This window comes from Kineococcus sp. DHX-1, assembly GCF_042473625.1.
Classification (GTDB): Bacteria; Actinomycetota; Actinomycetes; order Actinomycetales; family Kineococcaceae; genus Kineococcus.
The window spans coordinates 1,064,113-1,090,588 of record NZ_CP170445.1 but is presented as its reverse complement, the minus strand read 5'-3'; the positions used below and the strand labels follow the sequence as shown (position 1 = coordinate 1,090,588).

Below are 26,476 nucleotides of genomic sequence, written 5' to 3'. Positions count from 1 at the left end.
GGCCCCGGCCCGGGGGGCGTTCGGGGTCAGAGGCGGTAGGTGCGCACGGCGTTCCCGGCCAGGACGGCGGACCGTTCGTCGTCGGAGAACGCGTCGAGCAGGGCGCGCGTGCGGGCCACGACGGCCGGGTAGTCGAGCGCGAGCGTGCTGACGGGCCAGTCCGTCCCGAAGACCAGGCGGTCCGGTCCGAAGACCGTGAACAGGTGGTCCACGGCGGGTCCCAGCAGTTCCTGGTGGTCGAGGGTGAACAACCCCGACAGCTTGCAGACGACGTTCTCCCGTCGCGCCAGCTCGGCGGTGCCGGCGCGCCACGGCTCGAACCCGTCCGTGCCCACCGGGGGTTTCGCGCCGTGGTCGAGCACGAACTCGCCGTCCGGAACGGCGTCGAGGAGGGCCACCGCGGCCGGCAGCTGGTCGAACCGCACGAGCAGGTCCACGACGAGACCGCGCGCGGACCGGACCGCGGCGACCACGTCGGGCCGGCGCAACCAGTCGGGGTCGGGTTCGTCCTCGACCTGGTGCCGGACCCCCCGCAGGAACTCCGCGTGCGCGAGCCCTACGAGCTGGGTGGGGACGTCGCGCGTGTGGTCGACCCACCCGACCACGCCGGCGATCAACCCCTCCGAGGCGGCCGCGGTGGCGCAGAACTCCGCGGTCTCGGCGGCCGAGGACACGGTCTGGACCAGGACCGTGCGGTCCACGCCGGCGAGGGCCGTCTCCTGCCGCAGGTCGTCGGTCGTGAAGGGCGCTGCGAGGGCGGGCGGCATCCACGGGTACTCCCGTCGCGACGGGTCCCAGAGGTGGTGGTGCGCGTCGACGATCACGCCGCCCCCTCCCCCGGCGCGACGAGCCCGGCGGGCAGGAGGTCCTCGCGCCGCAACGCCTCCCACACCTGCGGCGGGACCTCCTCGGCGACAAGGGCTGCGTTGCGCCGCACCTCCTCCGGGGACCGCATGCCCAGCACGACCGAGGCGACGGCCGGGTGCGCTCCGGCGGCCTGGACGGCCAGGGCGGGCAGCGTGGTGCCGTGCTCCCGGGCGACCGCCGCGATGCGACGGGCGCGGTCCAGCAGTGCCGGTGGCGCCTGCTCGTACCGGTACGTCGCGTCCTGCGGGGGTTCGGCACGGGCCAGCAGACCCGAGGCGAAGACTCCCCCGAGGACGACGGCCGTGCCCGCGCGCTGCGCCGCCGGGAACAGCCCGTCGGCGGCCGAGGCGTCGAGCAGGTGGTACCGGCCGGCGACGAGGACGACGTCGAGGTCGAACTCCTCGACGAACGCCGTCAGCGGGGCGGTCTCGTTCATCCCGGCCCCGACGGCCTGCACGAGCCCCTCCTCGCGCATCCGCAACAGCTCGGGGAACGCTCCGGCCCGCGCGTCGTCGAGGTGGTCGTCGGGGTCGTGCACGAGGGCGACGTCGATGCGGTCCAGCCCCAGCCGTTCCAGGCTCTCCTCGACCGAACGGCGCACCCCGGCGGCGGAGAAGTCCCACACCCGCACGCGGCTGTCCGGGACGTCGAAGCCCTCGGTGTCGCGGCCCGTGCCCGGCCCGGGGACGAGGAGGCGCCCGACCTTGGTCTGCAGGACGAACTCCCCGCGCGGCCGGTCCCGCAGGGCGGCCCCGACCCGTTCCTCGCTGAGACCCGCGCCGTAGTGCGGGGCCGTGTCGACGTAGCGGACCCCCGCGTCCCAGCAGGCGTCGACGGTCGCTCGCGCCGTCGCGTCGGAGACGGCGGTGAACAGGTTCCCGAGGGTCGCGGCGCCCAGGCCCCACCGCGGGAGGTCGATCACGAGGTTCCCCCCGGCTGCGGCCGGGCCGGGACCCGGAGCGCGTGCATGCCGCCGTCGACGGCCAGGACGGTGCCGGTGGTGGCCCCGGACCGCGGGTCGGCCAGGTGGACGATCGCGTGCGCGACCTCCTCGGGCGTCACGAGGCGTCCGGTGGGCTGACGGGCCTGCAGCGCAGCGCGTTCGGCGGCGGGATCGGCGCTGGCGTCGAGCAGGCGCTGCACCCACGGGGTGTCGGCCGTGCCCGGGTTCACGCAGTTGACGCGGATGCCGTCGGCGAGGTGGTCGGCGGCCATGGCCAGCGTGAGGGCCTGCACGGCACCCTTGGTCGCCGAGTAGAGCGCCCGTTGCGGCAGACCCGTCCACGCGGCGATCGAGCACGTGTTGACGACGGCCGCGGTCCCCCGCTCGGCGGCCGCACGGCGCAGGTGCGGCAGGGCCGCCCGCGTCGTGCGGACGAGCCCGACGACGTTCACGTCGTAGACGCGGTGCCAGGTGTCGTCGTCGTTGGCGGTGACGTCCCCGACGGCTCCCACGCCCGCGTTGTTCACGAGGACGTCGAGCGCGCCGAGGTGGTCGACCGCGGACGTGACGGCCGCCCGGACGGAGACGTCGTCGGACAGGTCGGCCCGGACGGTGCGGTGCTCGGCGGAGTCGTCCCGGTCCAGGACGACGACGCGCGCGCCCTCGGCCGTGAACCGGGCCGCCGTGGCCGCACCGATGCCCGAGGCGCCGCCGGTGACGAGGACCGCCAGCCCGTCGAAGGGTCCCGACGTCACGCGGAGACCTCCCGCGTGTGCAGGTGGACGGGGTCCTCCGTGGGCACGGGCCGCCACTCGGCCCCGTCCGGGAAGGCGAACTGCGCCAGCGTCTCCGCTCGCACCTGCGCGCTGAACCCGGGGGTCGTCGGGGCGCGGTAGGCGCCCTGCGTGACGACGACGGGGTCGGTGAAGTGCTCGTGCAGGTGGTCGACGAACTCGATGACCCGGTCCTGCGTCGTGCCGGCGACGGCGACGAGGTCGAACATCGACAGGTGCTGCACCAGTTCGCACAGGCCGACACCGCCCGCGTGCGGGCAGACGGGGACGCCGAACTTGGCGGCCAGCAGCAGGATCGCGACGTTCTCGTTGACGCCGCCGACGCGGGCGGCGTCGATCTGGAGGACGTCGAGCGACCCCGCCTGCAGCAGCTGCTTGAAGACGATGCGGTTCTGGACGTGCTCCCCCGTCGCGACCTTGACCGGGCTCACCCCGCGCCGGATCGCCGCGTGCCCCAGGACGTCGTCGGGACTCGTGGGTTCCTCGATCCACCAGGGGTCGTACGGCGCGAGCCGGTTGACCCAGTCGATCGCCACGCCGACGTCCCAGCGCTGGTTGGCGTCGACCGCGATGCGGACGTCCGGCCCGACGGCCTCGCGGGCGAGCCGGAGACGGCGCACGTCGTCCTCGACGTCCGCCCCGACCTTGAGCTTGATCTGGGAGAACCCCTCCGCGACCGCTTCGTGGGCCAGCCGCACGAGCTTCTCGTCGGAGTACCCCAGCCAGCCGGGAGTCGTCGTGTAGGCGGGGAAACCGCGCTCCAGCAGTTCCTCGCGGCGGGCGGCCCGGCCCGGTTCGGCGCGGCGCAGGATGTCCAGCGCCTCCTCGCGGGTCAGGGCGTCGGTGAGGTAGCGGAAGTCGACGAGGTCGACGAGCTCCTCGGGAGTCATGCGGGACAGCAGGTCCCACAGCGGCAGCCCGGCACGCTTGGCCTTGAGGTCCCACAGCGCGTTGACGACGGCGGAGATCGCCATGTGCATGACGCCCTTCTCCGGTCCCAGCCAGCGCAGCTGCGAGTCGTCGACGAAGGACTTCGACGTCGCGCCCATGTCCGCGAGGACGGCCTCGACGTCGCGGCCGAGGAGGTGCCCGGCGAGGGCGTCGATCGCGGCCACCTGGACGTCGTTGCCGCGGCCGATGGTGAACGCGAACCCGTGACCCTCGAGCCCGTCGGGGTCGTCGGTGCCGACGACCAGGTAGGCCGCGGAGTAGTCGGGGTCGGGGTTCATGGCGTCGGACCCGTCGAGGTCGCGCGACGTCGGGAACCGCACGTCGTGGGTGGTGAACCCGGTGAACCTGCTCATCACGCCGCACCCATCCGCTGGCGCATCCGTCCCAGCCCCTCGATCTCGCACTCGACGACCTGCCCGGCCCGCAGGTAGGGCTTGGGGTCCGGCTGCCCCAGGGCGACGCCGGCCGGGGTCCCGGTGTTGATGACGTCGCCGGGCTCCAGGACCATGAACCTGCTGAGGTAGTGCACCAGCTCGCCGACGCCGAACACCATGTCGGCGGTCGTCCCGTCCTGGCGCAGCTCCCCGTCGACCCAGCAGCGCAGCGCCAGCGACGTCGGGTCGGGGACCTCGTCGGCCGTGACGAACCACGGGCCAAGGGGGTTGAAGGTCTCGCAGTTCTTGCCCTTGTCCCAGGTGCCGCCCCGCTCGATCTGGAACTCGCGCTCGGAGACGTCGTGGGAGACGACGTAGCCGGCCACGGCGGCCAGCCCCTCCTCGGCGGTCTCCAGGTACCGCGCCCGCCGCCCCAGGACGACGCCCAGCTCGACCTCGTAGTCGGTCTTCTCCGACCCGCGCGGGACGAGGACGTCGTCGAAGGGGCCGACGACGGTGGAGGGCATCTTGAGGAACAGCACCGGCTCGCTCGGCACCTGGGCCCCGGTCTCGGCGGCGTGGTCGCGGTAGTTCAGCCCGATGCACACCACGATGCCGGGACGGGGCAGCGGGCTGCCCACGCGCTCGCCCTCCACGTCCACCGTCGGGGCGTCGGCCAGGGCCGCCCGGGCGCGCTCGAGGTCCTCGAAGCTCCAGGCCGTCGCCGGGTCGAGGACGCCGGACAGGTCGGCGTGCGTGCCGTCCTCGCGCAGGGCCACGGGTCGTTCGGCGCCGGGCTGGCCGATGCGCATCAGTCTCACGGTCTCTCCTGTCACGGTTCACGTGCTGGTCGTCGGCCCCATCCAACGCCCTGAGTCATCGGATGTCCACATGCCCACGCCGCGCGTCACCGACGGGGTGGACGCACCCGTCAGGGCTCGATCTCGCCCGGACATCGGATGTCTTGAGCGTACGGAGGCCGATCGACCGCGCGAGGTCGTACCCCGCGGTCGCGGCCTTCCACCCCCAGCGCTCCCCGGGGCGGTAGTCGGTGGCCGGCACGAGCCGGGCGGCGAGGTCGGGGCGCAGGCGCGCGAGGTAGCGGCGGGCGCGCAGGGCGTGCACCGGCGAGGAGGCCAGGGCCACGTGCCGGGCACCCTCGAGGTCCCCCAGCGTGCGGACGACGTTCTCCCACGTCGTGGTGGCCGTCTCCTCCGTCCGCAGCCGGGCGGGGTCGACGCCGAGGCCGTCGCGGGCGTGGGCCGCCATGACGGCCGCCTCGCTGGGGGCGCCGGGTCGCGCGTAGCCGGAGAACACGAGGACCGGCTCGCCCGGGGTGCGGACGGCGATCTCGGTGCGCCAGCGCTGCATCCCGCTGACCGTGCCGTCCGGCCGGGGCGGGCAGCCGAGGACCACGACGACGTCGGGGGCGACCGCCCGCCGGCCACCGGGGAACCCCCGGCGCGCGGCGACGGCGTGGACGGCCTCGACCGACGCCCACCCGAGGAACGCCACGGCGAGGAGGGCAGCGCCCGCTCGGGGGTCCAGGGGCGTCCGCACCGCACCACCCTGTCCCGCCGCCCACCCCGCAGCAAGAGCGACGGCCGCCGGGTAGCGCTACCGCGCGACACTCCGGAGCGCCACCGGCGTCCCCCTGGACCTCGGCGGACGGGGCCCGCGTGCCAAGCTGGGCCGGCCCCGCACACCCCGAGAAGGCCGGTCATGAACCTCGAGCAGTCGGACAAACTCGCGAACGTCCTCTACGACGTCCGCGGCCCCGCCCTGCGACGCGCGCAGCAGCTCGAGGAGGCCGGTCACCGCATCCTCAAGCTGAACATCGGCAACCCGGCCCCGTTCGGTTTCGAGGCCCCCGACGAACTGCTCCAGGACATGGTCGCGAACCTGCCGGTCGCGCAGGGGTACAGCGACAGCAAGGGCATCCCCTCGGCGCGCCGGGCCGTCGTGCAGTCCAGCCAGCTCAAGGGCGTCCGCGACGTCGGCGTCGGCGACGTCTACATGGGCAACGGCGTCAGCGAACTCATCGTCATGGCGATGCAGGCCCTGCTCAACGACGGCGACGAGGTGCTCGTCCCGGCGCCGGACTACCCGCTGTGGACGGCGGCCGTGAGCCTGGCCGGGGGGCGTGCGGTGCACTACCTCTGCGACGAGTCGCAGGACTGGGAACCGGACCTGGAGCACCTGCGGGCCCAGGTCTCCCCGCGCACCAAGGCGATGGTCGTCATCAACCCGAACAACCCCACGGGCGCCGTGTACGGCACGCGCGTCCTGGAGGGGATGCTGCAGGTCGCCCGGGAGCACGGCCTGCTCGTCCTGTCCGACGAGATCTACGACAAGATCCTCTACGACGACGCCGTCCACGTCTCCACGGCCTCCCTCGCACCGGACCTGCTGTGCATCACCTTCAACGGGTTGTCCAAGGCCTACCGCGTGGCGGGTTTCCGGTCGGGGTGGATGTACCTGTCCGGCCCGAAGGCGCACGCCGCGGGTTTCGTCGAGGGCCTGGACCTGCTGGCCAACATGCGCCTGTGCGCCAACGTGCCGGCCCAGCACGTCGTGCAGGCCGCTCTGTCGGGGCACCAGTCCATCAACGACCTCGTCCTGCCCGGGGGCCGGCTCGCCGAGCAGTCGCACCGCACGTGGGAACTGCTCAACGCCATCCCCGGCGTCAGCTGCGTGAAACCCCGCGGCGCCCTCTACTGCTTCCCGCGCCTGGACCCCGAGGTCCACGCGGTGCAGGACGACTACCAGCTCATCGTCGACCTCCTGGAGGACCAGCACGTCCTCGTCGTGCAGGGCACGGGGTTCAACTGGCCGAGGCCGGACCACTTCCGGATCGTGACCCTCCCCCGCGTCGAGGACCTCGAGAACGCCGTCGGGCGCATCGGGACGTTCCTGGGCGCCCGCCGCGGCTGAGGGTTCTCAGACCCCGGCTCACGCGGGCCGTGCCGACAGTTCCGGCACGGCCCGTCGTGAGACGAGGACGACGAGCAGGGCGATGGTCGTCAGCCCCGCGCACACCGCGAACACGCCGCCGTAGCCGAGGTGGGTGGCTGAGCCGAGGGCGATGACCGGCCCGGCGATGACCTGGCCGACCTTGCGGACGTTCCCGAACACCCCGACGGCCAGACCGGGGCGCGGGATGATCCGCTGGAACATCGTCAACCCCACACCGGCGCTGATCGCGAAGAACCAGGCGTTGAGGGCCTGCAGCGCCAGCAACGACACCGGCCCGACGGCGACGAACACGACCCCGAGGTAGTAGGCGGTGCCGGCCAGGCACCCCGACAGCACCAGCGGCAGGTCCCCGAAGCGTGCGGTGAGCCGGCCCAGGAGCAGCAGCGCGGGGATCTCCAGGCCGGCCGAGACCCCGAGGACGATGCCGGCCCACACGACGTCGAGCCCCAGGCGCTGCGTCACGAACAGGCTCATGACGGAGACGGCGGCGCTGTTGGCCGCGGCCACCGCGACGAACGCGACCGCGACGAGAGCGGTCCCGCGCCACGGGACCCCGGGGCCGGCGGGGGCCTCCGGCGCGCCGGCGGCGACGCCCCGACGCAGCTGCAGCGTCGTGAGGACGTTGAGCGCGGCGATGACGACGACGGTGGCCAGCAACCAGTGGACGCCGCGCCCGAGCAGGACGGTGGCCAACGGCGGCCCGGCGATCCAGGCGGCCGAGAACACCGCCCGGGTGCGCACGACCTGCTCGGCCCCGGCCCCCGCGTGCCTGAGGTGGGCGAACAGGAGGGAGGACCCCACGCCCGCCGGACCGCCGAGGACGACCAGCGCGACCACCGCTGGCGGCAGCGCGGTCACCAGCGCCAGGACCACCGCCAGCGCCGCGGTCAGCACCCCGCTGGCGACCATGGGCAGGACGTACTCCCCCCTCCGGTCCGCCCAGACGGGGACCACGAGGGAGGCGACGAACCCGCTGGCGTTGTAGAGGGCCAGGACGACGCCGACCTCGGTGGGGGTGGCGTCGAACAGTCCGACCAGGAGGAAGGCCAGGGCGGGGTTGAGGAAGGACAGCTGCAGCCCCCACCACAGGGCGGCGGAGGGCACGAGCAACCGGCGGCGCGGGAAGCGGGGCACGGTCCCACCCTCTCCCCCCGGACGCTCGGGCTCTCAGCCGGGCACGAGCGCCACGGCCTCCACCTCGACGAGCTGGTCGGGCCAGCCCAGGACGGTGACACCGAGCAGCGTGCTCGGGACGTCGTGGTCCCCGAAGGCGGCGCTCACCACGTCCCAGGCCGCGTCGAGGTCCTCGCGCCGGGTGGTCGCGACGAGCACCCGCGTGCTGACGACGTCCGTCAGCTCGGCGCCGACGGCCGCCAGCGCCGTGCGCAGGTTCCCCACGACCGCACGCGCCTGCCCAGCCACGTCCCCGACGCAGACGGTCACGCCCTCACGGTCGAGCGGGCAGCTGCCCGCGAGGAAGGCCAGCCGCGCCCCGGCGGGGACGGTGGCGACGTAGGCGTACGGGACCTCGGCGAGGTCCTCGCTGCGCACGAGCCGGACGCCGGTCACAGGACCGCGTCCACGACGAACTCCAGTCCCGGTCGGTCCGGCGCCTGGCCCACGGCGTCCACTGAGAACCCGCCGCGGCGCAACGCGTCCTCCAGCTCGTCGAGCTCGCGGAACCGCAGCGTCGAGTCGGAGGTGACGACCTCACCCCCCAGCCGGAAGGTCTGCCGGAAGCTCACGAACGGCGGTGCCACGTCGAGCAGCGCGAAGGCGCGCTCGACCCGGCCGACGCCGGGCACGTCGCGGTGCTCCTCGACCGGCTCCCACGTCTCCCACGCCCGGGCCTGCGGCCGTCGCGCCTCCAGCACGAACCGGCCGCCGGGGCGCACAGCCCGGGCCACCCCGGCCAGCGCGGCGTCGAGGTCGTCGTCGGTGAGGAACACCTGGGCCACGTTGCCCGTCATGACGGCCAGGTCGGCCTCGATCGGCGGCAGGTCGGCGGCGGCGAGGTGGAGCCAGGTGACGCGGTCGCAGCGGGTGCGGGCGACGTCGAGGCTGGCGGCGGCCGGGTCGGCGCCCGTCACCTGCAGACCGGCGCCGGCGAGCTGCGCCGCGAGCACCCCCGTCCCGCACCCCACGTCGAGGACCCGCCGGGTGCCGGGGACGCGGGCCCGGGCCACGTAGGGGTCGAGGTCGGGCCGTCGGGGGTCCTCGAAGGCGTCGTACACGACCGCGAGCCGCGGGTCGGCGAAAGTCGGGTCCGGCACACCCCGATCCTGCGCGCCTCCCCCGCCCCGGTCACCCTGTTTTCCGGCCCCGCTCCCGCGTGGAAAACACACTTTCCGCCCTCGGCACGTGCTTGCCGAGGGCGGAAAGTGTGTTTTCCACGCGGGACTGGGTCCGGTCGCGGGTCAGCGGACGGCGGTGAGGAAGTCGGTGAACTCGCGGGGCTGGACGTGCACGACGATCCGGCGCAGGAGCCCGTCGACGTCGAACGCCACGGCGACGTCGGGGACGTGGACGCCGTAGAGCTGCAGGTCGAGGGCGAGGGCCTCGCTGAGGAAGTCGCCCGGCTCCACCTCGAGGACGTCCCGGCGTCCGGTGCCGTCGAGGGAGCCCCACCACCGCTCGAGGAGTTCGCGTTGCGTCACGACAGCTTCATCGCTGCGTGACGGCACACGTTTCGGACCGTCCCCCGTCCGGAGCAGGGGGCCCCGCGTGCAGGCCCGGACGGGGCGGCGCAGGGTGGGGGCCATGGACGCCAAGGACCTCCTCCTCGACCTCTACGGCCGCATCCCCGACGCCGTGCACGCCGCCGTCGACGGCCTGGACGAGGAGACGCTCACCGCCCGGCTCGACCCGGAGGCCAACAGCATCGCCTGGCTCGTGTGGCACCTCGCGCGCGTCCAGGACGACCACGTCAGCGAGGTGGCCGGCCACGAGCAGACCTGGACGGCCGACGGCTGGGCCGGCCGCTTCGGCCTCCCGTTCGACGACGGCGAGACGGGGTACGGCTTCGACGCCGACCAGGTCGGCCGGATCCGGGCGAGCGCCGAACTCCTCACCGGGTACCTCGACGCCGTCCAGGACCGGACGACTGCCTACCTGCGGACCCTGTCGGACACCGACCTCGACCGGGTCGTCGACGAGCAGTGGGATCCCCCGGTCACGCTCGGGGTGCGCCTGGTGAGCGTCGCCGACGACGACCTCGAGCACGCGGCGCAGGCGGCGTTCCTGCGCGGGGTGCTGGAACGGCGCTGAACGCAGAACGACCCCCGTCCCAGCAGGGACGGGGGTCGTTCAGGCGTTCGTCAGAGACGGACGACGTTGGCGGCCTGGGGGCCCTTGGCGCCCTGGGTCACCTCGAACTCGACGGTGTCGTTCTCCTCGAGGTTGCGGTACCCGTTGCCGGAGATCGCGGAGTAGTGGACGAAGACGTCCGGACCACCGTCGGTGGGGGCGATGAAGCCGAAGCCCTTCTCACCGTTGAACCACTTGACAGTTCCCTGAGCCATGAGGCCTCCTCGGGTGTTGCGCCCCACTCGTGTGAGGCTCGCCGCCGAGGGTGCTGACCGGGTGGTGAGCGTACTGGGCCCTCGGTGATTCCCCGGGGCGCTGCGAGCACGTCGAAGAACTGCGACTAGCCCACAACGTAGCACGTCGCGCGCCGGGGCGGGCAACTCCTCAGGCGGCGCGGAGCTGACCGACGAGCGGGCACGAGAACGGGTCGCGCGCGGCGATCCCCACCTGGTTCAGGTAGGCCACGATGTCGGCGAAGGACCGGGCCAGCGACGTCTCGGTGTAGGAGATGCCGTGCTCGGCGCAGAAGCGCTGCACGAAGGGCCGAGCCGCGCGCAGGTTGGGTCGCGGCATGGACGGGAAGAGGTGGTGCTCGACCTGGTGGTTGAGCCCGCCCATGACGAGGTCGACGAACCAGCCGCCCGAGATGTTGCGCGACGTGAGCACCTGGCGGCGGATGTAGTCGACCTTGGCCTCGCGGGCGACGATCGGCATGCCCACGTGGTTGGGGGCGAACGCGCCGCCCATGGAGAACCCGAAGGCGGCCATGTGGACACCGAAGAAGGCGGCGCCGCGGGCGGGCCCGAGGAGCAGCACGAGCGCGGTCGCGTAGACGGCCCAGTGCACGACGATGAGCGAGGTGTCGATCCAGCGGCGCTTGCCCGCACGGCCCTTGATCATCGTGCGGACCGAGTCGGCGTGCAGGTTCAGGCCCGCGAGCGTCAGCAGCGGCCAGAACCACCAGCCCTGCTTGGCGGTGGCCCAGCGCAGCAGCCCCTTGCGGCCGGCCGCGGCCTCGCCGTGGAACGAGACGACGTCGGACTCGATGTCGGTGTCCGTCCCGAGCTTGTTGGGGGCCTGGTGGTGGCGGGTGTGCTTGCCCATCCACCAGCCGTAGGACAGGCCCGTCAGCAGGGCCGCGAAGATGCGCGCCGCCCACTCGTTGCCGCGGTGCGTCGCGAAGATCTGGCGGTGGGCGCCGTCGTGGCCCAGGAAGGCGAACTGCGTCAGGACGAGCGCGAGCGGGGCGGCCGTCAGCAGGACCAGCCAGGAGTCGCGCAGCAGCACGGTGCCCGCGACGACGGCCGCGAAGGCCAGGGTCGTCGCGGCGATGCGCACCCAGTAGTGCCCGGTGCGCCGGCGCATGAGCCCGGCCTCCTGGACCGCCGCGGTCAGCGCCCCGTAGGGAGTGGTGCGGCGCGCTGGGCGGGCGTCGGTGGGCAGGGTCGTCACGGGACTCCTCGGCGAGGTGGGGGGACGCGCCCGGTCTGGACGGGTCGGGCGGGTGCAGCTGTGGTTGAACGTACAGGTCCGCCCGCTCGTGCCCCGGCGTTCCCGTCTACTCTTCTTCGGTGCCGTTCGCGGCGCGCCTGAGCCGTCCCGCCCGAGGAGAGCCGACCGAGTGAGCCAGTCGACGCAGTCGGACGCGGACGTCGTCGCGCAGGCCGAGGCCGGGGAGGTCGCCCGGGTCGTCGCCGCCGAGGACGCGCACGTCGGCGGCCTCTACGCCCGGCTGGACCAGCTGCGGGAGCAGACCGCCGAGCAGCTCGCCGAGGTGCGCCGCACCGAGGCCACTGGCACCCACCAGAACCGCTTCGAGCGGGACGCGTTCGCGACGCTCTACGAGGACCGGCTCTCCCAGCTGTGGTCGGTGGAGAACCGGCTCTGCTTCGGGCGCCTGGACCTGCGCGAGGGCACCCAGGACCCCCGCCGGTACGTCGGCCGCCTCGGCCTGGCCGACGAGCGCGGCACGCAGGTCCTGGTCGACTGGCGGGCACCGGCGGCGCAGGACTTCTACCAGGCCACCGCGGCCTCTCCCCGCGACGTCGTGCGGCGCCGGCACCTGCTGACCTCCGGTCGGCGCGTCACGGGCGTCGACGACGAGGTGCTCGTGGCCGCCGACGGCGAGCGCACGACGGGAGACGCCGCGCTGCTGGCCGCCGTCACCGCCCCCCGCACCGGCCGGATGGGCGACATCGTCGCCACGATCCAGGCCGAGCAGGACCGCGTCATCCGCGCCTCCGAGCGCGGCGTCCTCGTCGTGCAGGGCGGGCCTGGGACGGGCAAGACCGCCGTGGCCCTGCACCGCACGGCCTACCTGCTCTACACCCACCGCGACCGGCTGGCCCGCAGCGGTGTCCTGCTCCTGGGCCCGAGCCCGGTCTTCCTGCGCTACGTCGAGCAGGTGCTGCCCGCGCTGGGCGAGACCGGCGTGGTGACGCTGACCCTCGGCGAGATGTACCCCGGCGTCGTCGGGCGGGGCGAGGAATCCCCCACGGCCGCCCGCGTCAAGGGGTCGCTGCGGATGGTCGACGTCCTGGACGCGGCCGTGGCCGCCCGGCAGCGCGTCCCCGCCCGGCCGATCCGCTTCGACCTCGACGGGACGCGGGTGCAGCTGCGCCCGGAGGCGATCGCGTCGGCCCGCACCCGGGCCCGCCGCACGCGCAAGCCCCACAACCTCGCCCGCGTGACGTTCGTGCGCGAGGTGCTGAACTCCCTCGTGAACTCCCTGGCCCGCGCCCGCGGCGTCGACCTCGGCGAGGAGCGCGACGACCTCGTCGCCGAGCTGCGGGAGAACGTCGACGTGCGCCGCGAGGTCAACCTCTGCTGGATGCCGCTGACTCCCCAGAAGGTGCTGGCCGCCCTCTACCGGAACCCTGCGCTGCTGGTCGAGGTGGCCCCCGGCCTGTCCGAGCGCGACCGCGACGCCCTGCACCGCGAGGACCCGGCCGCCTGGACCGAGGCCGACGTCCCGCTGCTCGACGAGCTCGCCGAACTCCTCGGACCGCTGGAGGAGACGGCGACGGACGCCCGCGCCGCGGCCGAGCGCGAGGAGCAGGTCGCCTACGCGCGCAAGGTCCTCGAGGACTTCGAGGCCTCCGGCGTCGGGAACCCGCTCGTCTCCCCCGAACTCCTCGCCGACCGGTTCGCGACCGGCGGACCGAGCGGCACCGTCGCCGAACGCGCCGCGGTGGACCGGACCTGGGCGTACGGGCACGTCGTCGTCGACGAGGCGCAGGAACTGTCCGCCATGGCCTGGCGCCTGGTGGAACGACGCTGCCCGTCGCGGTCGATGACGCTCGTCGGGGACGTCGCCCAGACGTCGAACCCTGCCGGTGCGCGGTCCTGGGCGCAGGCGCTGAAACCCGTCGTCGACGACCGGTGGCGGCTGGAGGAGCTCACCGTCAACTACCGGACGCCGGCGCGCATCTCCCGCGTGGCCGCGGACGTGCTGCGGGCCGCAGGCATCTCGGCGAACCCGCCGACCCCCGTCCGCGAGGGCGAGCACGACCCCGTCGCGGTCCCGCTCGAGGGCGTGGCCTCCGTCGTGGACCTCGTGCGGTCGCGGTTCGACGCCCTCGACGAGGGGCGCATCGCCGTCCTCACGGCGCACGAGGACGGACCCGTCGGGTCCGACGCGCTGCGGGCCGCCGTGACCGCCGCCCTGCCCGCGGGCTCGGTCGCGGGCTCCCCCGACGACCTCGACGCCGCCGTCTCCGTCCTCGACGTCCACCGCGCCAAGGGGCTGGAGTTCGACGTCGTGGTCCTCGTCGAACCCGCGGCCGTGCTGCGGCGGCCGCGCGGGGCGAACGACCTCTACGTCGCCCTGACCCGCGCGACGCAGGAGCTGCACGTGCTGCACGCCGAACCGCTGCCGACGGGCATGGAGTCGCTCGCCTGACGGGTCACCAGACCGCGGCGACGGCCCCCACCAGCGCCAGCGCCGCCCCGACGGTGCGCACGGCGTCGGCGCGCAGCAACCGGCGCACGACCTCGGGCCGGGGCCCCTCCCGCCCCAGCCGGGCGTGGGTGGGCGCGGCGGCCGCGGCCGTCGTCCCCAGCGCCAGGACGGTCCCGACCCCGGCGACGACGAGGCCGGGACCGACGGGCAGGGTCGCCAGCGCCCACGCCCAGGACGCCAGCAGCGCGCCGTAGACGACCGCCACGACGGGCGTGATGCGGCTCGAGTGCGCCGCGTGCACGACGGCCCAGCGGTCGGCCGGCGTCGCCGCCAGGGCCGGGTAGGCCACCGCCGTCACGACCGCCGAGAAGGCGGCGTGCGCGGCGGTGGCGGCCAGCAGGGCCGCGGCGGCGTCGGTCACGGGGGCCATGGAACCGCCCGTCCCCCGCCGGTGCCCGTCCGGTCAGCCCTGGGGCGAGAACGCGTCGTCGTCGAAGACCGTCAGCGTCCCGAAGCCGTCCCCGACGACCGCCTCGCGGGGCGTCGCGATCGTCACGGTGAACCGGGCCTGCTGCTCCTCCGGGACGGTGTCCCCGGTCAGCGGCACGACGACCGAGCCCGTCAGCGCGCCGGCGGGGATGGTGACCCGCGTCCACGCGGCGGGGATGCGGCCGTCGAGCGCGGCGCCGGCGGTGTCGACGTCCACGGTGACCGGGACGGCCGAGCGGTGCGAGAGCGTCAGGGGCATCCGCAACTCCTGCGTCCCGTCGGCCTCGACGGCCTGCACGTCCCCGATGCTCACGGCGGGCAGGGTCGTCACGACGCCCTTCCCGGCCGCGGGCGCGTCGAGGGCGACGTCGGACAGGAAGACGTTCGCGGTCGGCCCCAGCGGCGTGAAGGAGACCGAGGCGAGGGTGCCGAGGTCCACGCCGGGGAAGGCGTCGAGCGGGATGCGGACCGTGCGCAGCCACGTCTTCGCCGCCCCCTGGCCGTCCTGCGACCACGGCGAGGCCAGCACCGGCAGCGCCGAGAGCGCGGTGGAGAACCGGGACACGGGGACGCTCGCGGTGCGGCCCTCCGCGTCCGTCAGGGTCACCTGCAGGTCGGTGCTCAGCGTCCGTGCGGGTGCGGCGCGGAACGTCAGGGCCTGGTGGACCCCCGCGGCGGCTCCGGGCGCCACGCGCACGGTGACGGGCTTGCGCTGCCCGACCGTCCACCGGGCGTGCAGCAGCGGGGTGGCCGGCACGGTGGGCGCGAAGGCGGCCGGCGTCCAGTGCGGCAGGGACCCGGAGTACGGGTCCTGCGAGGTGCAGCGGGCGGCCTGGCCGGGCACCGGCTCCCCCGCGCCGACGCAGAACGCCGACTTCGAGGCGAGGGTCACCGAGGACGAGGGACCTTCGAGCCGGGCCAGGTCGGTGCGCGCGGACGAGGGCTGCTGGGCCTCGGTGTGGACCACGGCGCGACCGGCCGAGGCGGCACGCCCGCCGGTGCCGTCGAACAGCGGACGGAACTGCTCCTCGCCGCCGAGGTTGAGGCGGAAGAACCCCGAGACGTAGGCGGCCCCGACGGCGCGCTGCTCGGCCGCGGTGAGGCGCTGCGGGGAGGAGGAACCGCAGACCGGGTCGTCGTCGACGCCCCAGTCGTCGTTCGAGGGGGCCTGGGACACCCCCGGCGTCCACTCGGAGTTGAAGAAGTTGTGGTTCGCGCCCATGACGAGCAGCGACGTGCGCAGGACGTCGTCCTTCGCGGCGTAGCGGGTGTCGTCGTAGAAGTGCTGGCCCTGCTGGTCGGAGACGTCGCCGTCGCAGTAGGGCAGGACGACGGCCATCGCCGCCCCCGGCAGCGTCTGCCGCGCGAAGTCGACGGGGGCCAGCGGCATGACGGCCCTGATGCCGTAGGGGTCGGGACGTTCGGCGTTGAGCAGGGCGGCGCGCACGACGCCCTCGCCCCCGCGGGAGTGCCCCATGAGGCCGACGTCGGACAGGTCGAGGCGACCCTTCAAGGGCGCTCCGGCCACCCCGCCCCGGCCTGCGGTGAAGGCCCGGAGCAGGTCGAGGTGGGCGAGCACGAGCTCGCCACGGGCCTGGGCGCCGCCGTCCTCGGCCGCGTAGTCCAGGGCGTTGATCCCGTCGGCGCTGATCGAGACGACCGCGTACCCCTGGGAGGCCAGCGCCTGCGCCGCCTGGCCGTAGCCGAGGTGGCTGGGGACCGGCTTGGCGCCGCCCGAGCACGGCCAGCCCTCGTCGAACTGGTCCTCGCTGCCGCCGTAGCAGGCCTGGTGGCGCCCGTGCAGGAAGACGACGACCGGACGGGGACCGGTGGCGCCCTTCGGCAGGTAGACGGCGGCCCGCTCCTCGACGGCCTGCCCGCCCAGGCCGGGCAGGCGGACGGCGGTGTCGCCGAGGTCGTAGTCGGCGCGGGTGACGGCGTAGCGCCCCGTGGCGCCGGGGTCCTGGGCGAGGGTGCGGCCGCCCGGGTCCGGCTGGGGGGCGGCCGTCGGCGCGGCGGCGTGCTTGAGCACCCGCGCCTCCTGGCCGGCCACGACGCCGTTCCACGCGAGCCGGACGCTGCGCGCGCGGGCGACCCGCGGGTCGGAGGTCTGGACGGTGAGGGTGCGGCGGTCGGACTCCTCGCGCGCCGTGCCGAGCAGGACGCCGTCGACGACCAGCTGGGGCTGCGCGGCGCGCACGGGCACACCGTCGGGCAGGGTGAGGTCGACGTCCCACGACCCGGCGCCGGCCGGGGTGACCGTCCACGGCGCCGACGCCGTCGTCCCGCTGGCGACGGGTGCGGGGCCGGCGGGAGCGGCACCGGCGGCCGGGGCGAACGCGAGCGACGCCGCGAGGGTCAGCGCACCCCCGGTGACCCCGCGGGCCACGCGCCGCCTGCTCGATGACCTGACCACGTGGAGCTCCCTCGTCCGGGGCGCCCGGCGCCCTCCGGCGTCCGCTGATCACGGGCGCCGGGCGAACGCTCCCACAGCCCGCACCCACCCGGGGGGACGTTCACCGGAACGCCGACATCAGGGGCCCGGTGCCGCTGACGGGACGTCAGAACCGGCGGTTGCGCAGGACGGGCAGCGTCCCGCGGACCGTCCGCACCCGGTCCAGGTCCAGGTCGACGACGAGCCGTCCCGGCTCCTCCCCCAGCTCGGCGACGACGACGCCGAGCGGGTCGACGACGCGGCTGCGGCCGATCCCCGTCGGGGCGTCACCGGACGGGCGGGACGGGCGCGCCTGCCCGCAGGCCAGCACCCAGCTCGTGCTGTCGAGGGCGCGGGCGCGGGTCAGCAGGTCCCACTGCTCGGCCTTGCCCGGCCCCTCGCCCCACGACGCCGCCACGACGAGCACCTGGGCCCCGGCGTCGGCCAGGGCGGTGGCGAGCCCGGGGAACCGGACGTCGTAGCAGGTGCTGAGGCCGACGCCGACCCCGTCGACCTCCAGGACGACGGGACGCTCGCCCGCCTCGACCGTGTCGGACTCGGCGTACCCGTAGGCGTCGAAGAGGTGGACCTTGTCGTAGTGGTCGTGCACCCCGGCGCCGCGGGCCAGCAGGGTGTTGCGCACCCGGCCGCCGGCCCCGGGGCTGAAGGCGCCCGCGACGACCGTCAGCCCGGCCTCGTCGGCCATCCGGCCCAGGGCGGTCGCCCACGGGCCGTCGACGGGTTCGGCCACGGGCGCCAGCGGCACCCCGAAGCAGCACGACGTCGCCTCGGGCAGCACCAGCAGCCGGGCCCCCGCGGCGGAGGCCGCGGCGACCTCCGCCCGGACCAGGTCGAGGTTGGCGGCGGGGTCGAGTCCGCTGCTGATCTGCGACAGGGCGATGCGCACGGGCTCTGCCTACCACGGCGGTCCGACGGGCGGGCGGGTCAGCGGGCGAGGAACAGCCGGACCGCGAGCGCCAGGCCGGCGACGGCGACCACCACGCGCAGGTACCGGGGGTCCACCCGTCGCACGGCGGGCGGGCCGAGCCGGCCACCCACGACGCAGCCGACGCCGAGCGCGAGGGCGGCCCACCAGTCGACGGGCCCGAAGACGGCGAAGCCGACGGCCGCCACGGTGTTCGCCGCACCCGTGAGCATGTTCTTCAGGGCGTTGTTGCGGGCGAGGGACTGCGCGTGCAGGAGTTCGATCAACGCCAGCATGAGCACGCCGGCGGCGGCACCGAAGTAGCCGCCGTAGACCCCGACGAGGAAGACGGCCCCCAGGACGAGGGGGTTGCGGGCGGACCAGCGTCCCGGCTGCAGCTGCTGCACGCGCGGCTGGACGAGGAGGAGCAGCGCGGCCCCGGCGACGAGGAACGGGACGATCCCCTCGAAGGTCGTCGAGGGCAGCGCGAGGAGCAGGACGCACCCCAGCGCCCCGCCCGCGGCGGCGACGGGCAGGAGCCGGCGCAGCCGGGCGCCCTGGCCGGTGAGCTCGGGGCGCGACCCGGCCGCCGTCCCCGCGGTCACCCCCAGGAGCGCGACGGTGTTGGTGACGTTGGCGGCCAGCGGTGGCAGTCCCGCCAGGAGCAGGGCGGGCTAGGACACGAGGGAGGCGAGTCCCGCCGTGCTGCCCACGAGCCCGGCCGCGACGCCGGCGAGCAGCAGCAGGGGCACCTCGATCACGGGGCCCAGTGAACCGGCTCCTCCGGCCCGACCCGCGAACCGGGCCCCGGAAGGGTCTCCCCTCGTGTCGGGGGTCTGTGCTGTGCTGGCCCTGTGACGACGACCACTCCCGGCGCCGGCCCCTTGACGCGCGAGGAGCTCGAGCGCGAACTGGCCGCGCGCCGCGCGGAGCTGCGCGGCTACTGCTACCGGATGCTGGGCTCGGCCTTCGACGCCGAGGACGCCGTGCAGGACACGATGGTGCGCGCCTGGAAGTCCGTCGAGGGGTTCGAGGGCCGCTCGGGTGTGCGGTCCTGGCTCTACCGCATCGCGACGAACGTCTGCCTGACGACGATCGAGACGCGCGGCCGGCGGGCGCGTCCCATGGACCTGTCGGCGACGGCGTGGGAACCGGTCGAGGCGTCGCTGGTCCGCACGCGCGGCGAGGACACCTGGCTGGAGCCGATGGTGGACGAGCGGGTGCTGCCCGAGGCCGGGGACCCGGCCGAGATCGCGGTGGCGCGGGAGTCGGTGCGGCTCGCGTTCGTCGCCGCGCTGCAGCACCTGCCCCCGCGGCAACGCGCCGTGCTGATCCTGCGGGACGTGCTGCGCTGGAAGGCCGACGAGGTCGCCTCGCTGCTGGACACGACGACGGCGTCGGTGAACAGCGCGCTGCAGCGGGCGCGCGCCACCCTCGCCGACCGCCCCGACGTCGGCCGCACGGAACCGCTGGGCGAGAGCCACCAGGCGCTCCTGGAGCAGTACGTGCGCGCCTTCGAGGCCTACGACATCGACGCCTTCGTCGAACTGCTGGCCGCCGACGTCACCCAGAACATGCCGCCGTTCGAGCTGTGGCTCGAGGGTGCCGACGACATCGCGGCGTGGATGCTCGGCCCGGGCCACCAGTGCCGCGGGTCCAAGCTCGTGCCCGTGACGATGAACGGCTCCCCCGCCTTCGTGCACTACAAGCCGATCGGCGCCGACGGGGAACTGGTGCCCTTCGCCGTGCAGGCCCTCGAACTCGCGGACGGGAAGATCGCGCGGATCACCTCGTTCCTGGACACCCGGCTCTTCGACCTCTTCGGGTTCCCGCAGGAGCCGCCCGCCTGAGGACGTGGGGCGCAACCCGCGTCGGCGACGGCGCGGATCACCCCATCGACTTCCGCCCGTCGACCGCCTCCCGCAGTACGTCGGCGTGCCCGGCGTGCTGGGCGATCTCGGCCAGCAGGTGCAGGAAGACGCGGCGGGCCGACCACTCCTCCTGCTCGAACCAGGGCGCCTCGGGCAGCGGGAACGCCAGGTCGAGGTCGAGCGTGCGGACGGCCTCGTCGGTGCGGGCGGCGACGGCGGCGTAGTCGGCGAGGACCCCGGCCACGGTCTCCCCCGGCAGCAGCCGGAACGAGTCGGCACGCGCCTGCCAGTCGGTCTGCTCGAAGGTGGGGAAGGCCGAGGTGCACTCGCGGGCGAACCGGACCCACTGGTCCTCGGTGTCCGCGACGTGCTTGACGAGCCCGCCCAGGCACAGCTCGCTGACGGTGGTGCGCGCGGCGGCCTGCTCGTCGGTGAGGTCGGTCAGCGTGGCGGTGAACAGCCACCGGTGCTTGGTCAGGGCCTCCAGGATCGCAGCGCGCTCGCCGGACAGGGGTGCCTCGGTGCCCGGCTCGACGGTCGTCATGGCCGAACGCTACGACCGGCCCGTGTCGGAGCACGGCCCTAAACTCCTCCCGATGCCCACGGCCCCAGCTCGCGCCCCGAAGTCGACCCCGCGCACCCTCGCCGAGGACCTGCGCGCCCGCGCGGACGAGGACCTGCGGGCCCTGTTCGCCGCGCGCCCCGACCTCGCCGCTCCCCTCCCGACGTCGTCCTCGGCGCTGGCCACGCGGGCGACCACGCGCGCCAGCACCCAGCGCGCGCTCGAACGCCTGGACACCCCGCTGCTGCAGGTGGCCGAGGTGCTGTCGGTGCTGCCCGACCCGACGAGCGTGACCGCCGTCTCGAAGGCGTGGGGCGCCAAGGCGGGCGACGTCGTCGCCGAACTGCGCCGCCGGGCCCTGGTGTGGGGCACGGACCGCCGGCTGCACCTCGTCTCCGCCGTCCGCGAGCTCCTCGGGCCGCACCCGGCCGGGCTGGGCCCGTCCCTGGCCGACGCGCTGGGCCGGCGCTCGCCGCAGCGGCTGGCCGAACTGCTCGAGGACCTCGGCCTGGAGGTCAGCCACGACCCGGAGGTCGCCCTGGCTCGGCTCGCCGAGCACCTGGCCGCGACCGGCACCGTGCAGACGCTGCTGCAGGACGCCCCCGACGGTGTGCGCGCCGTCCTGGACAAGCTCACCTGGGGGCCCCCGACGGGAGCCGTGGAGCGCGCCGACCGGCAGGTGCGGGCGGCCTCGGCGAGCGGACCGGTCGAGTGGCTCCTCTCGCACGGGCTGCTGGCCGTGTCCGGACCGGGCACCGTCGTCCTGCCGCGCGAGGTGGGTCTGGCGCTGCGCGGCGGACGCGTGCACCGGAACCCGGAGCGGACGGCACCGGAGCTGACGACGACGGAACGCCCTGCGCCGCAGGTGACCGCCGCCTCGGCCGAGGCCGCCACCGAGGCGTGCCGCCTCGTCGCCGAGCTCGGTCGCTGGTGGGGCACGGCCGGCCCGCCGGTGCTGCGGGCGGGCGGCCTGGGCGTGCGGGACCTGCGGCGGACGGCGACCGCGCTGGAGGTCGACGACCCCACCGCGGCGCTCGTCGTGGAGACGGCGTGGGTGGCCGGGCTCGTGGCCGACGACCGCGAGGTCGAACCGCGCTGGCTGCCGACCCCGGCGTTCGACGCGTGGCTGGAGGAAGAGCCCGGGGAGCGCTGGCTCACGCTCGTCTCGGCGTGGCTGCCGTCCACCCGCGTGCCGGCGATGGTCGGCACCCGGGACGCGAAGGACTCCCCGCGCAACGCCCTCGGCGCCGACCTCGACCGTGCCTCGGCCCCCGCGGTGCGGCAGGCGGTGCTGGCCGAGCTCGCCGCGCTGCCCGAGGGCCACGCCGCCGACGCGGCGAGCCTCGCGGACCGGTTGCGGTGGACCGCGCCGCGCCGGGCGAGCCGGCTGCGCGAGGACCTCGTGACGTGGACGCTGCGGGACGCGAGCTGGCTCGGCGTCCTGGGCGCGGGAGCGCTCGGCCCCGCCGGGCGGGCCCTGCTCGCCGGGGACGAGGACGGGGCTCGCCGGGCGCTGGAGGCCGCGCTGCCGACCCCGGTGCGCGAGGTCCTGCTGCAGGCCGACCTCACGGCCGTGGCGCCCGGTCCCCTCGAGCCGGTGCTGGCCCGACGGCTCGAGTCCCTCGCACGTGTGGAGAGCCGGGGCGGGGCGACCGTCTACCGGTTCGACCCGACGTCGGTGCGGCGCGGGCTCGACGAGGGCGCGACGGCCGACGACGCCCTCGCCTTCCTGGCCGAGCTGTCCTCGACCGGTGTCCCGCAGCCGCTGGAGTACCTCGTCCGCGACGTGGCCCGCCGGCACGGCCGCGTCCGGGTCGGTCGGGCCGCCGCGTACGTGCGCGCCGAGGACCCGGCCCTGCTCGCCGAGCTGGTGGCCGACAAGCGGTGCGCTCCGCTGCGGCTGCGGCTGCTGGCCCCGACGGTCCTGGCGGCGGCGGCCGAACCGGACGAGGTGCTCGCCGTGCTGCGGGAGGTCGGAGCGGCCCCGGCCGCCGAGGGCCCCTCGGGTGAGCTCGTCGTGCGCCGGCCCACGGTGGCCCGGACGGGGCCGACGCCGCCGCCGCGGCCCGTCACCGGGGAACCGCCGCTGCCCGGTCCCTCGCTCGTGACCGCCGCGGTGCAGACGCTGCGCAGCGGGGACGAGGACATCGCCGAGCTGGAACGCAAGCGCGACCGGCACAAGCACGCCCCCGCCCTGCCGACGATGGACCCGACGACGTCCCTGTCGGTGCTGCGCGAGGCCGTGGCCCGGCGCCAGCCCGTGTGGATCGGCTACGTCGACACCGCGGGGGCCGCCGGTCGTCACCTGGTCGACGCGCTCGGTGTCGACGGAGGGAGGATCACGGCCTTCGACCACACCGAACGGACGGTGCGGTCCTTCTCCGTCCACCGGATCACCGGAGTGGTCCAGGCCGAGCCGTGAGCGTGAGGTGCCTGTCGGGGGCGTGGGCTAGCGTCGTGCCTCGAACCGGTTGACCCAGCGGACGAGACTCGGAGTGCGGACCACCATGACTGACAGCGGGCAGGGCGACGGACAGCGCTCCTGGTGGGAGAAGCCGGACGCGGACCCCGCGCCGCAGGACCCCTACCGCCAGGGTGAGCAGCAGGGCTCGGGCCAGGACGCGCACGACCCGTACCGCGCGGGATCCTCGGGCGACGCCCCGACGCAGGCCCAGCCGACGGGCGCGGCGCCGACGGAGGGGCTGCCGCGCTACGGCGGGTCCTCCGGGCAGTCGTCCTCCGACCCGTCGTCCTACGGGCAGTCGTCGCAGGGCCAGTCGTCGTACGGCCAGCCCGGGTACGGGCAGAGCCAGTCCTACGGCCAGCAGTACGGCCAGCCCGCCTACGGCGCTCCGCAGCAGAACGAGCAGTACCCCGCGAGCGGGTCCTACGGCGGGTACGGCGCGCAGGGCTACAACCAGCAGTACCCGTCGTACGACGGGCCGAAGGTGACGGGCATGGCGCACGCCGTCTGCTGGACCGCGGTCGGCGGCCTCGTCCTCATGGGCACGGGCCTCGGCTGGATCGCTGCCATCGTGGCGCTCGCGCTGATGCCGGGTGCGCGCCGGGAGATCGTGCAGTCCGGCGGCACCAAGCGCGGCCTGGGCTACCTGCTGGCCGGGAAGATCTGCGCCTGGGTGAACATCGGGCTGACGGTCCTCGCCGTGATCGGCATCATCGTCTTCATCGCCGTCGGGGCCAGCGGCGGCTTCGACAGCGGCTCCTCCTCGTTCGACAGCAACTCGGTGAGCGTGCTGTTCCAGCGATGACCGGAAGTTCCCGAGCCCGCGCGGAGTTGACCACCAGGTGACCGACGGACCCCTCATCGTCCAGAGCGACAAGACGCTGCTCCTGGAGGTCGACCACCCGCGGGCCGGGGCCTGCCGGGCGGCGATCGCCCCGTTCGCCGAGCTGGAACGGGCTCCCGAGCACGTCCACACCTACCGCCTGACCCCGCTGGGGCTGTGGAACGCCCGCGCGGCCGGGCACGACGCCGAGCAGGTCGTCGACACCCTGCTGGAGTTCTCGCGCTACTCCGTCCCGCACGCGCTGCTCGTCGACGTGGCCGAGACGATGGCCCGGTACGGGCGCCTGCAGCTGGTCAAGGACGAGACCGAGGGTCTGCTGCTGCGCGCCCTCGACGCCCCCGTCCTGGAGGAGGTGCTGCGCAACAAGAAGGCTTCGCCCCTGCTCGGCGACCGCCTCGCCCCCGACACCGTGCGCGTGCACCCGAGCGAGCGGGGCAACCTCAAGCAGGTGCTGCTGAAGCTGGGCTGGCCCGCCGAGGACCTCGCGGGCTACGTCGACGGTGAGGCGCACCCCATCGACCTCGCCCAGGACGGCTGGACGCTGCGGCCGTACCAGGACGAGGCCGTGCAGGGCTTCTGGCACGGTGGCTCCGGTGTCGTGGTCCTGCCCTGCGGGGCCGGCAAGACGATCGTCGGCGCCGGCGCGATGGCCCGGGCCCGCGCGACGACCCTCATCCTCGTCACGAACACCGTCTCGGCCCGGCAGTGGCGCGACGAGCTCATCAAGCGCACCTCGCTGACCGAGGACGAGATCGGCGAGTACTCCGGTGCCCGCAAGGAGATCCGTCCCGTCACGATCGCGACGTACCAGGTCGTGACGACCAAGCGGAAGGGCGTCTACCCGCACCTGGAGCTGTTCGACGCCCGCGACTGGGGCCTCATCGTCTACGACGAGGTGCACCTGCTCCCGGCGCCGATCTTCCGCATGACGGCCGACCTGCAGGCCCGCCGGCGTCTCGGCCTGACCGCGACGCTCGTGCGCGAGGACGGCCGCGAGGGCGACGTGTTCTCCCTCATCGGGCCCAAGCGGTACGACGCCCCGTGGAAGGACATCGAGGCGCAGGGCTACATCGCACCGGCCGACTGCGTCGAGGTGCGCGTCACGCTGCCCGACTCCGAGCGGCTCGCGTACGCGACGGCCGAGGACGACGAGCGCTACCGGCTGTGCTCGACGTCGCCGGCGAAGTCGCGCGTGGTGGAGAAGCTCGTCGCCCAGCACCAGGGCGAGCCGACGCTCGTCATCGGGCAGTACATCGACCAGCTCGACGACCTCGGCAACCGCCTCGACGCGCCCGTCATCAAGGGCGACACCACGGTGAAGGAGCGCCAGCGCCTGTTCGAGGCGTTCCGCCAGGGCGAGATCAGCACCCTCGTCGTCAGCAAGGTGGCGAACTTCTCCATCGACCTGCCCGAGGCGAAGATCGCGATCCAGGTCTCGGGGTCCTTCGGGTCCCGCCAGGAGGAGGCCCAGCGCCTCGGCCGCGTGCTGCGCCCCAAGGGCGACCACGGGTCGGCGCGCTTCTACACGGTCGTCTCGCGCGACACGAAGGACCAGGACTTCGCCGCCCACCGGCAGCGGTTCCTCGCCGAGCAGGGGTACGCGTACCGGATCGTGGACGCCGACGACATCGACGGCGGGGTCCCGGACGCGAACGGCGTCCTGCCGGACTGACGGCGCTTGAACGCAGGACGCCCCGGACCGCACGGTCCGGGGCGTCCTCGCGTTCGGGGCTCAGCCGACGTCGATGAGCACCTTGCCGACGGCGCCCGCCTCGACGGCGTCGTGCGCCTCAGCGGTGTCCTGCAGGGTGAACCGCGTCAGCGGCAGCCCGTGCTCCTCCCCCACCCCGAACGCGCCGTCCCGCACGGCAGCGGTGACGTCCTCCGCGGCCGCGGCCAGGGCTTCGGCCCCCATCGTGTACATGAGGATGAACTGCCAGCGGGCGTTCGTCACCATGTTCGGGCGGACGTCCAGGCGCACCTCGTCCCCACCGTTGTTCGCGTAGACGGCGATCGACGCGCGCGGACGGATCACCTGCGCGTCCAGCTCGGCGTTCTGCGCGGGGGCCACCTCCACGACGAGGTCGACGCCGTCGGGAGCGACCTCGCGGATCGCCGCGACCGCGTCGCCCTCGCGGTAGTTCACGACGTGGTGCGCGCCCGCGGCCTGCGCCAGCGCGGCCTTCTCGGGACCGCTGACGGTGGTGACGACGGTGGCGCCGGCCCAGCGGGCGAGCTGGATCGCCGCGTTGCCCACGGCCCCCGCTCCCCCGGCCACCAGGACCGTGCGGCCCGCCAGCGCCCCGGGGGCGAGGCGGCGGGGGCCGTCCTCGGCGACGGTCAGTGCGCGGTGCGCGGTGACGGCCGGGACGCCGAGGGAGGCGCCCACGTCGAAGGAGGCGCCGTCGGGCAGCCGGGTGACGCGCTCGGCGGGCAGGACGGTGAACTCCTGCGCGGTGCCGGTGGGCCGGTCCTGGGCGGCCATGCAGGTCCAGACCCGGTCCCCCACCGCGAGGTCGGGGACGCCCGGCCCGACGGCGTCGACGATCCCCGCGCCGTCCTGGTTCGGGGTGGCCTCGGGGAAGGCCAGCGAGGCGGTGCCGCCGCTGCGCGACTTCCAGTCGGTGGGGTTGACGCCCGACACGACGACCTTCAGGCGGACCTCCCCGGCGTCCGGTTCGGGCAGGGGGCGGTCCTCCAGGCGCAGGACGGAGGACGGGCCGGTCTCGGAGTACACGACAGCTCTCACACGGGGGCGAACCCCGCGACCGCCCG

At 74.8% G+C, this 26,476-nt stretch carries 25 protein-coding genes; 7 read left to right on the top strand and 18 right to left on the bottom strand.

Annotated elements, in window-relative coordinates; all coding sequences use genetic code 11:
* Positions 1-26 precede the first annotated feature (26 nt).
* The 6 genes from ACFEMC_RS05330 to ACFEMC_RS05305 are packed head-to-tail and all read right to left on the bottom strand — an operon-like array spanning position 27 to position 5,489.
* The gene (locus ACFEMC_RS05330) at positions 27-824 is read right to left on the bottom strand and encodes an amidohydrolase family protein (RefSeq protein WP_380174293.1); all 798 of its coding nucleotides are present in this window, start codon (positions 822-824) and stop codon (positions 27-29) included.
* On the bottom strand, positions 821-1,789 hold the full coding sequence (locus tag ACFEMC_RS05325; protein WP_380174292.1) for an aldo/keto reductase: 969 nt from the start codon (positions 1,787-1,789) through the stop codon (positions 821-823). Before ACFEMC_RS05325 ends, ACFEMC_RS05330 begins: the two co-directional genes overlap by 4 nt.
* Positions 1,786-2,565: an SDR family NAD(P)-dependent oxidoreductase gene (locus ACFEMC_RS05320; protein ID WP_380174291.1), complete on the bottom strand. Its 780-nt coding sequence runs from the start codon at positions 2,563-2,565 to the stop codon at positions 1,786-1,788. Before ACFEMC_RS05320 ends, ACFEMC_RS05325 begins: the two co-directional genes overlap by 4 nt.
* Positions 2,562-3,908 (bottom strand): L-fuconate dehydratase, encoded by a 1,347-nt coding sequence (locus ACFEMC_RS05315; RefSeq protein WP_380174290.1) that lies wholly within the window; start codon positions 3,906-3,908, stop codon positions 2,562-2,564. The genes ACFEMC_RS05320 and ACFEMC_RS05315 overlap by 4 nt, the downstream gene beginning before the upstream one ends.
* The gene (locus ACFEMC_RS05310) at positions 3,908-4,750 is read right to left on the bottom strand and encodes a fumarylacetoacetate hydrolase family protein (RefSeq protein ID WP_380174289.1); all 843 of its coding nucleotides are present in this window, start codon (positions 4,748-4,750) and stop codon (positions 3,908-3,910) included. The genes ACFEMC_RS05315 and ACFEMC_RS05310 overlap by 1 nt, the downstream gene beginning before the upstream one ends.
* 55 nt (positions 4,751-4,805) lie before the next feature.
* Positions 4,806-5,489 (bottom strand): ElyC/SanA/YdcF family protein, encoded by a 684-nt coding sequence (locus ACFEMC_RS05305; RefSeq protein WP_380174287.1) that lies wholly within the window; start codon positions 5,487-5,489, stop codon positions 4,806-4,808.
* Between the two features lie 162 nt (positions 5,490-5,651).
* Between ACFEMC_RS05305 and ACFEMC_RS05300 the strand changes: the two genes are divergently transcribed.
* Positions 5,652-6,863, top strand: a complete 1,212-nt coding sequence (locus tag ACFEMC_RS05300; RefSeq protein ID WP_380174285.1) for a pyridoxal phosphate-dependent aminotransferase — start codon at positions 5,652-5,654, stop codon at positions 6,861-6,863.
* 18 nt (positions 6,864-6,881) lie between these two features.
* Here ACFEMC_RS05300 and ACFEMC_RS05295 read toward each other — a convergent pair whose 3' ends face one another.
* From ACFEMC_RS05295 to ACFEMC_RS05280, 4 genes are all read right to left on the bottom strand, one after another.
* Complete coding sequence (locus ACFEMC_RS05295) at positions 6,882-8,039, bottom strand: MFS transporter (protein ID WP_380174283.1); 1,158 nt, start codon at positions 8,037-8,039, stop codon at positions 6,882-6,884.
* 33 nt (positions 8,040-8,072) lie between these two features.
* Positions 8,073-8,474, bottom strand: coding sequence for a RidA family protein (locus ACFEMC_RS05290; RefSeq protein ID WP_380174281.1), 402 nt, complete (start codon positions 8,472-8,474; stop codon positions 8,073-8,075).
* Entirely contained in the window at positions 8,471-9,178 is a 708-nt protein-coding gene (locus tag ACFEMC_RS05285; protein ID WP_380174279.1) for a class I SAM-dependent methyltransferase, read from the bottom strand. Before ACFEMC_RS05285 ends, ACFEMC_RS05290 begins: the two co-directional genes overlap by 4 nt.
* Before the next feature lie 144 nt (positions 9,179-9,322).
* Positions 9,323-9,562 (bottom strand): hypothetical protein, encoded by a 240-nt coding sequence (locus ACFEMC_RS05280; protein ID WP_367638964.1) that lies wholly within the window; start codon positions 9,560-9,562, stop codon positions 9,323-9,325.
* 103 nt (positions 9,563-9,665) lie between these two features.
* On the opposite strand from ACFEMC_RS05280, the gene ACFEMC_RS05275 reads away from it, so the two are divergent.
* On the top strand, positions 9,666-10,172 hold the full coding sequence (locus ACFEMC_RS05275; RefSeq protein ID WP_380174277.1) for a DinB family protein: 507 nt from the start codon (positions 9,666-9,668) through the stop codon (positions 10,170-10,172).
* A gap of 50 nt (positions 10,173-10,222) precedes the next feature.
* Here the strand turns inward: ACFEMC_RS05275 and ACFEMC_RS05270 are convergent, their stop codons facing one another.
* Entirely contained in the window at positions 10,223-10,426 is a 204-nt protein-coding gene (locus ACFEMC_RS05270) for a cold-shock protein (protein ID WP_106212702.1), read from the bottom strand.
* A gap of 169 nt (positions 10,427-10,595) precedes the next feature.
* On the bottom strand, positions 10,596-11,663 hold the full coding sequence (locus ACFEMC_RS05265) for a fatty acid desaturase family protein (RefSeq protein WP_380174274.1): 1,068 nt from the start codon (positions 11,661-11,663) through the stop codon (positions 10,596-10,598).
* A 169-nt stretch (positions 11,664-11,832) separates the two neighbouring features.
* Between ACFEMC_RS05265 and ACFEMC_RS05260 the strand changes: the two genes are divergently transcribed.
* Positions 11,833-14,112, top strand: a complete 2,280-nt coding sequence (locus ACFEMC_RS05260) for a HelD family protein (RefSeq protein WP_380174272.1) — start codon at positions 11,833-11,835, stop codon at positions 14,110-14,112.
* A 4-nt stretch (positions 14,113-14,116) separates the two neighbouring features.
* Here the strand turns inward: ACFEMC_RS05260 and ACFEMC_RS05255 are convergent, their stop codons facing one another.
* The 4 genes from ACFEMC_RS05255 to ACFEMC_RS05240 all read right to left on the bottom strand — a co-directional run bounded on the left by ACFEMC_RS05255 (position 14,117) and on the right by ACFEMC_RS05240 (position 18,622).
* Entirely contained in the window at positions 14,117-14,533 is a 417-nt protein-coding gene (locus ACFEMC_RS05255; protein WP_380174271.1) for a hypothetical protein, read from the bottom strand.
* Between the two features lie 42 nt (positions 14,534-14,575).
* A complete protein-coding gene (locus tag ACFEMC_RS05250) occupies positions 14,576-16,990 on the bottom strand; it encodes a hypothetical protein (RefSeq protein WP_380174269.1) in 2,415 nt (804 codons plus the stop codon).
* A gap of 172 nt (positions 16,991-17,162) precedes the next feature.
* Positions 17,163-17,942: a carbon-nitrogen hydrolase family protein gene (locus ACFEMC_RS05245; protein ID WP_380174268.1), complete on the bottom strand. Its 780-nt coding sequence runs from the start codon at positions 17,940-17,942 to the stop codon at positions 17,163-17,165.
* 38 nt (positions 17,943-17,980) lie between these two features.
* Positions 17,981-18,622 carry a sulfite exporter TauE/SafE family protein gene (locus ACFEMC_RS05240; protein ID WP_380176612.1) on the bottom strand — a complete coding sequence of 214 codons (642 nt, stop codon included), beginning with the start codon at positions 18,620-18,622 and terminating at the stop codon, positions 17,981-17,983.
* A gap of 192 nt (positions 18,623-18,814) precedes the next feature.
* On the opposite strand from ACFEMC_RS05240, the gene ACFEMC_RS05235 reads away from it, so the two are divergent.
* The gene (locus ACFEMC_RS05235; RefSeq protein ID WP_380174266.1) at positions 18,815-19,810 is read left to right on the top strand and encodes a sigma-70 family RNA polymerase sigma factor; all 996 of its coding nucleotides are present in this window, start codon (positions 18,815-18,817) and stop codon (positions 19,808-19,810) included.
* Positions 19,811-19,847: 37 nt separating this feature from the next.
* On the opposite strand, the gene ACFEMC_RS05230 is transcribed toward ACFEMC_RS05235, so the two are convergent.
* On the bottom strand, positions 19,848-20,375 hold the full coding sequence (locus ACFEMC_RS05230) for a DinB family protein (RefSeq protein ID WP_380174264.1): 528 nt from the start codon (positions 20,373-20,375) through the stop codon (positions 19,848-19,850).
* On the opposite strand from ACFEMC_RS05230, the gene ACFEMC_RS05225 reads away from it, so the two are divergent.
* The 3 genes from ACFEMC_RS05225 to ACFEMC_RS05215 all read left to right on the top strand — a co-directional run bounded on the left by ACFEMC_RS05225 (position 20,353) and on the right by ACFEMC_RS05215 (position 25,373).
* The gene (locus ACFEMC_RS05225) at positions 20,353-22,815 is read left to right on the top strand and encodes a helicase-associated domain-containing protein (RefSeq protein WP_380174262.1); all 2,463 of its coding nucleotides are present in this window, start codon (positions 20,353-20,355) and stop codon (positions 22,813-22,815) included. The genes ACFEMC_RS05230 and ACFEMC_RS05225 overlap by 23 nt on opposite strands.
* A gap of 85 nt (positions 22,816-22,900) precedes the next feature.
* Positions 22,901-23,662, top strand: coding sequence for a DUF4190 domain-containing protein (locus tag ACFEMC_RS05220; protein WP_380174260.1), 762 nt, complete (start codon positions 22,901-22,903; stop codon positions 23,660-23,662).
* 37 nt (positions 23,663-23,699) lie between these two features.
* Positions 23,700-25,373: a DNA repair helicase XPB gene (locus ACFEMC_RS05215; protein WP_380174258.1), complete on the top strand. Its 1,674-nt coding sequence runs from the start codon at positions 23,700-23,702 to the stop codon at positions 25,371-25,373.
* A gap of 60 nt (positions 25,374-25,433) precedes the next feature.
* Here ACFEMC_RS05215 and ACFEMC_RS05210 read toward each other — a convergent pair whose 3' ends face one another.
* Complete coding sequence (locus ACFEMC_RS05210) at positions 25,434-26,450, bottom strand: NADPH:quinone reductase (RefSeq protein ID WP_380174256.1); 1,017 nt, start codon at positions 26,448-26,450, stop codon at positions 25,434-25,436.
* Positions 26,451-26,476 lie beyond the last annotated feature (26 nt).

Coding starts and splice junctions, on each gene's coding strand:
- ACFEMC_RS05300 (WP_380174285.1), top strand. CDS start 5,652: ATGAACCTCGAGCAGTCGGACAAACTCGCGAACGTCCTCTACGACGTC.
- ACFEMC_RS05220 (WP_380174260.1), top strand. CDS start 22,901: ATGACTGACAGCGGGCAGGGCGACGGACAGCGCTCCTGGTGGGAGAAG.
- ACFEMC_RS05270 (WP_106212702.1), bottom strand. CDS start 10,426: ATGGCTCAGGGAACTGTCAAGTGGTTCAACGGTGAGAAGGGCTTCGGC.
- ACFEMC_RS05230 (WP_380174264.1), bottom strand. CDS start 20,375: ATGACGACCGTCGAGCCGGGCACCGAGGCACCCCTGTCCGGCGAGCGC.
- ACFEMC_RS05315 (WP_380174290.1), bottom strand. CDS start 3,908: ATGAGCAGGTTCACCGGGTTCACCACCCACGACGTGCGGTTCCCGACG.
- ACFEMC_RS05275 (WP_380174277.1), top strand. CDS start 9,666: ATGGACGCCAAGGACCTCCTCCTCGACCTCTACGGCCGCATCCCCGAC.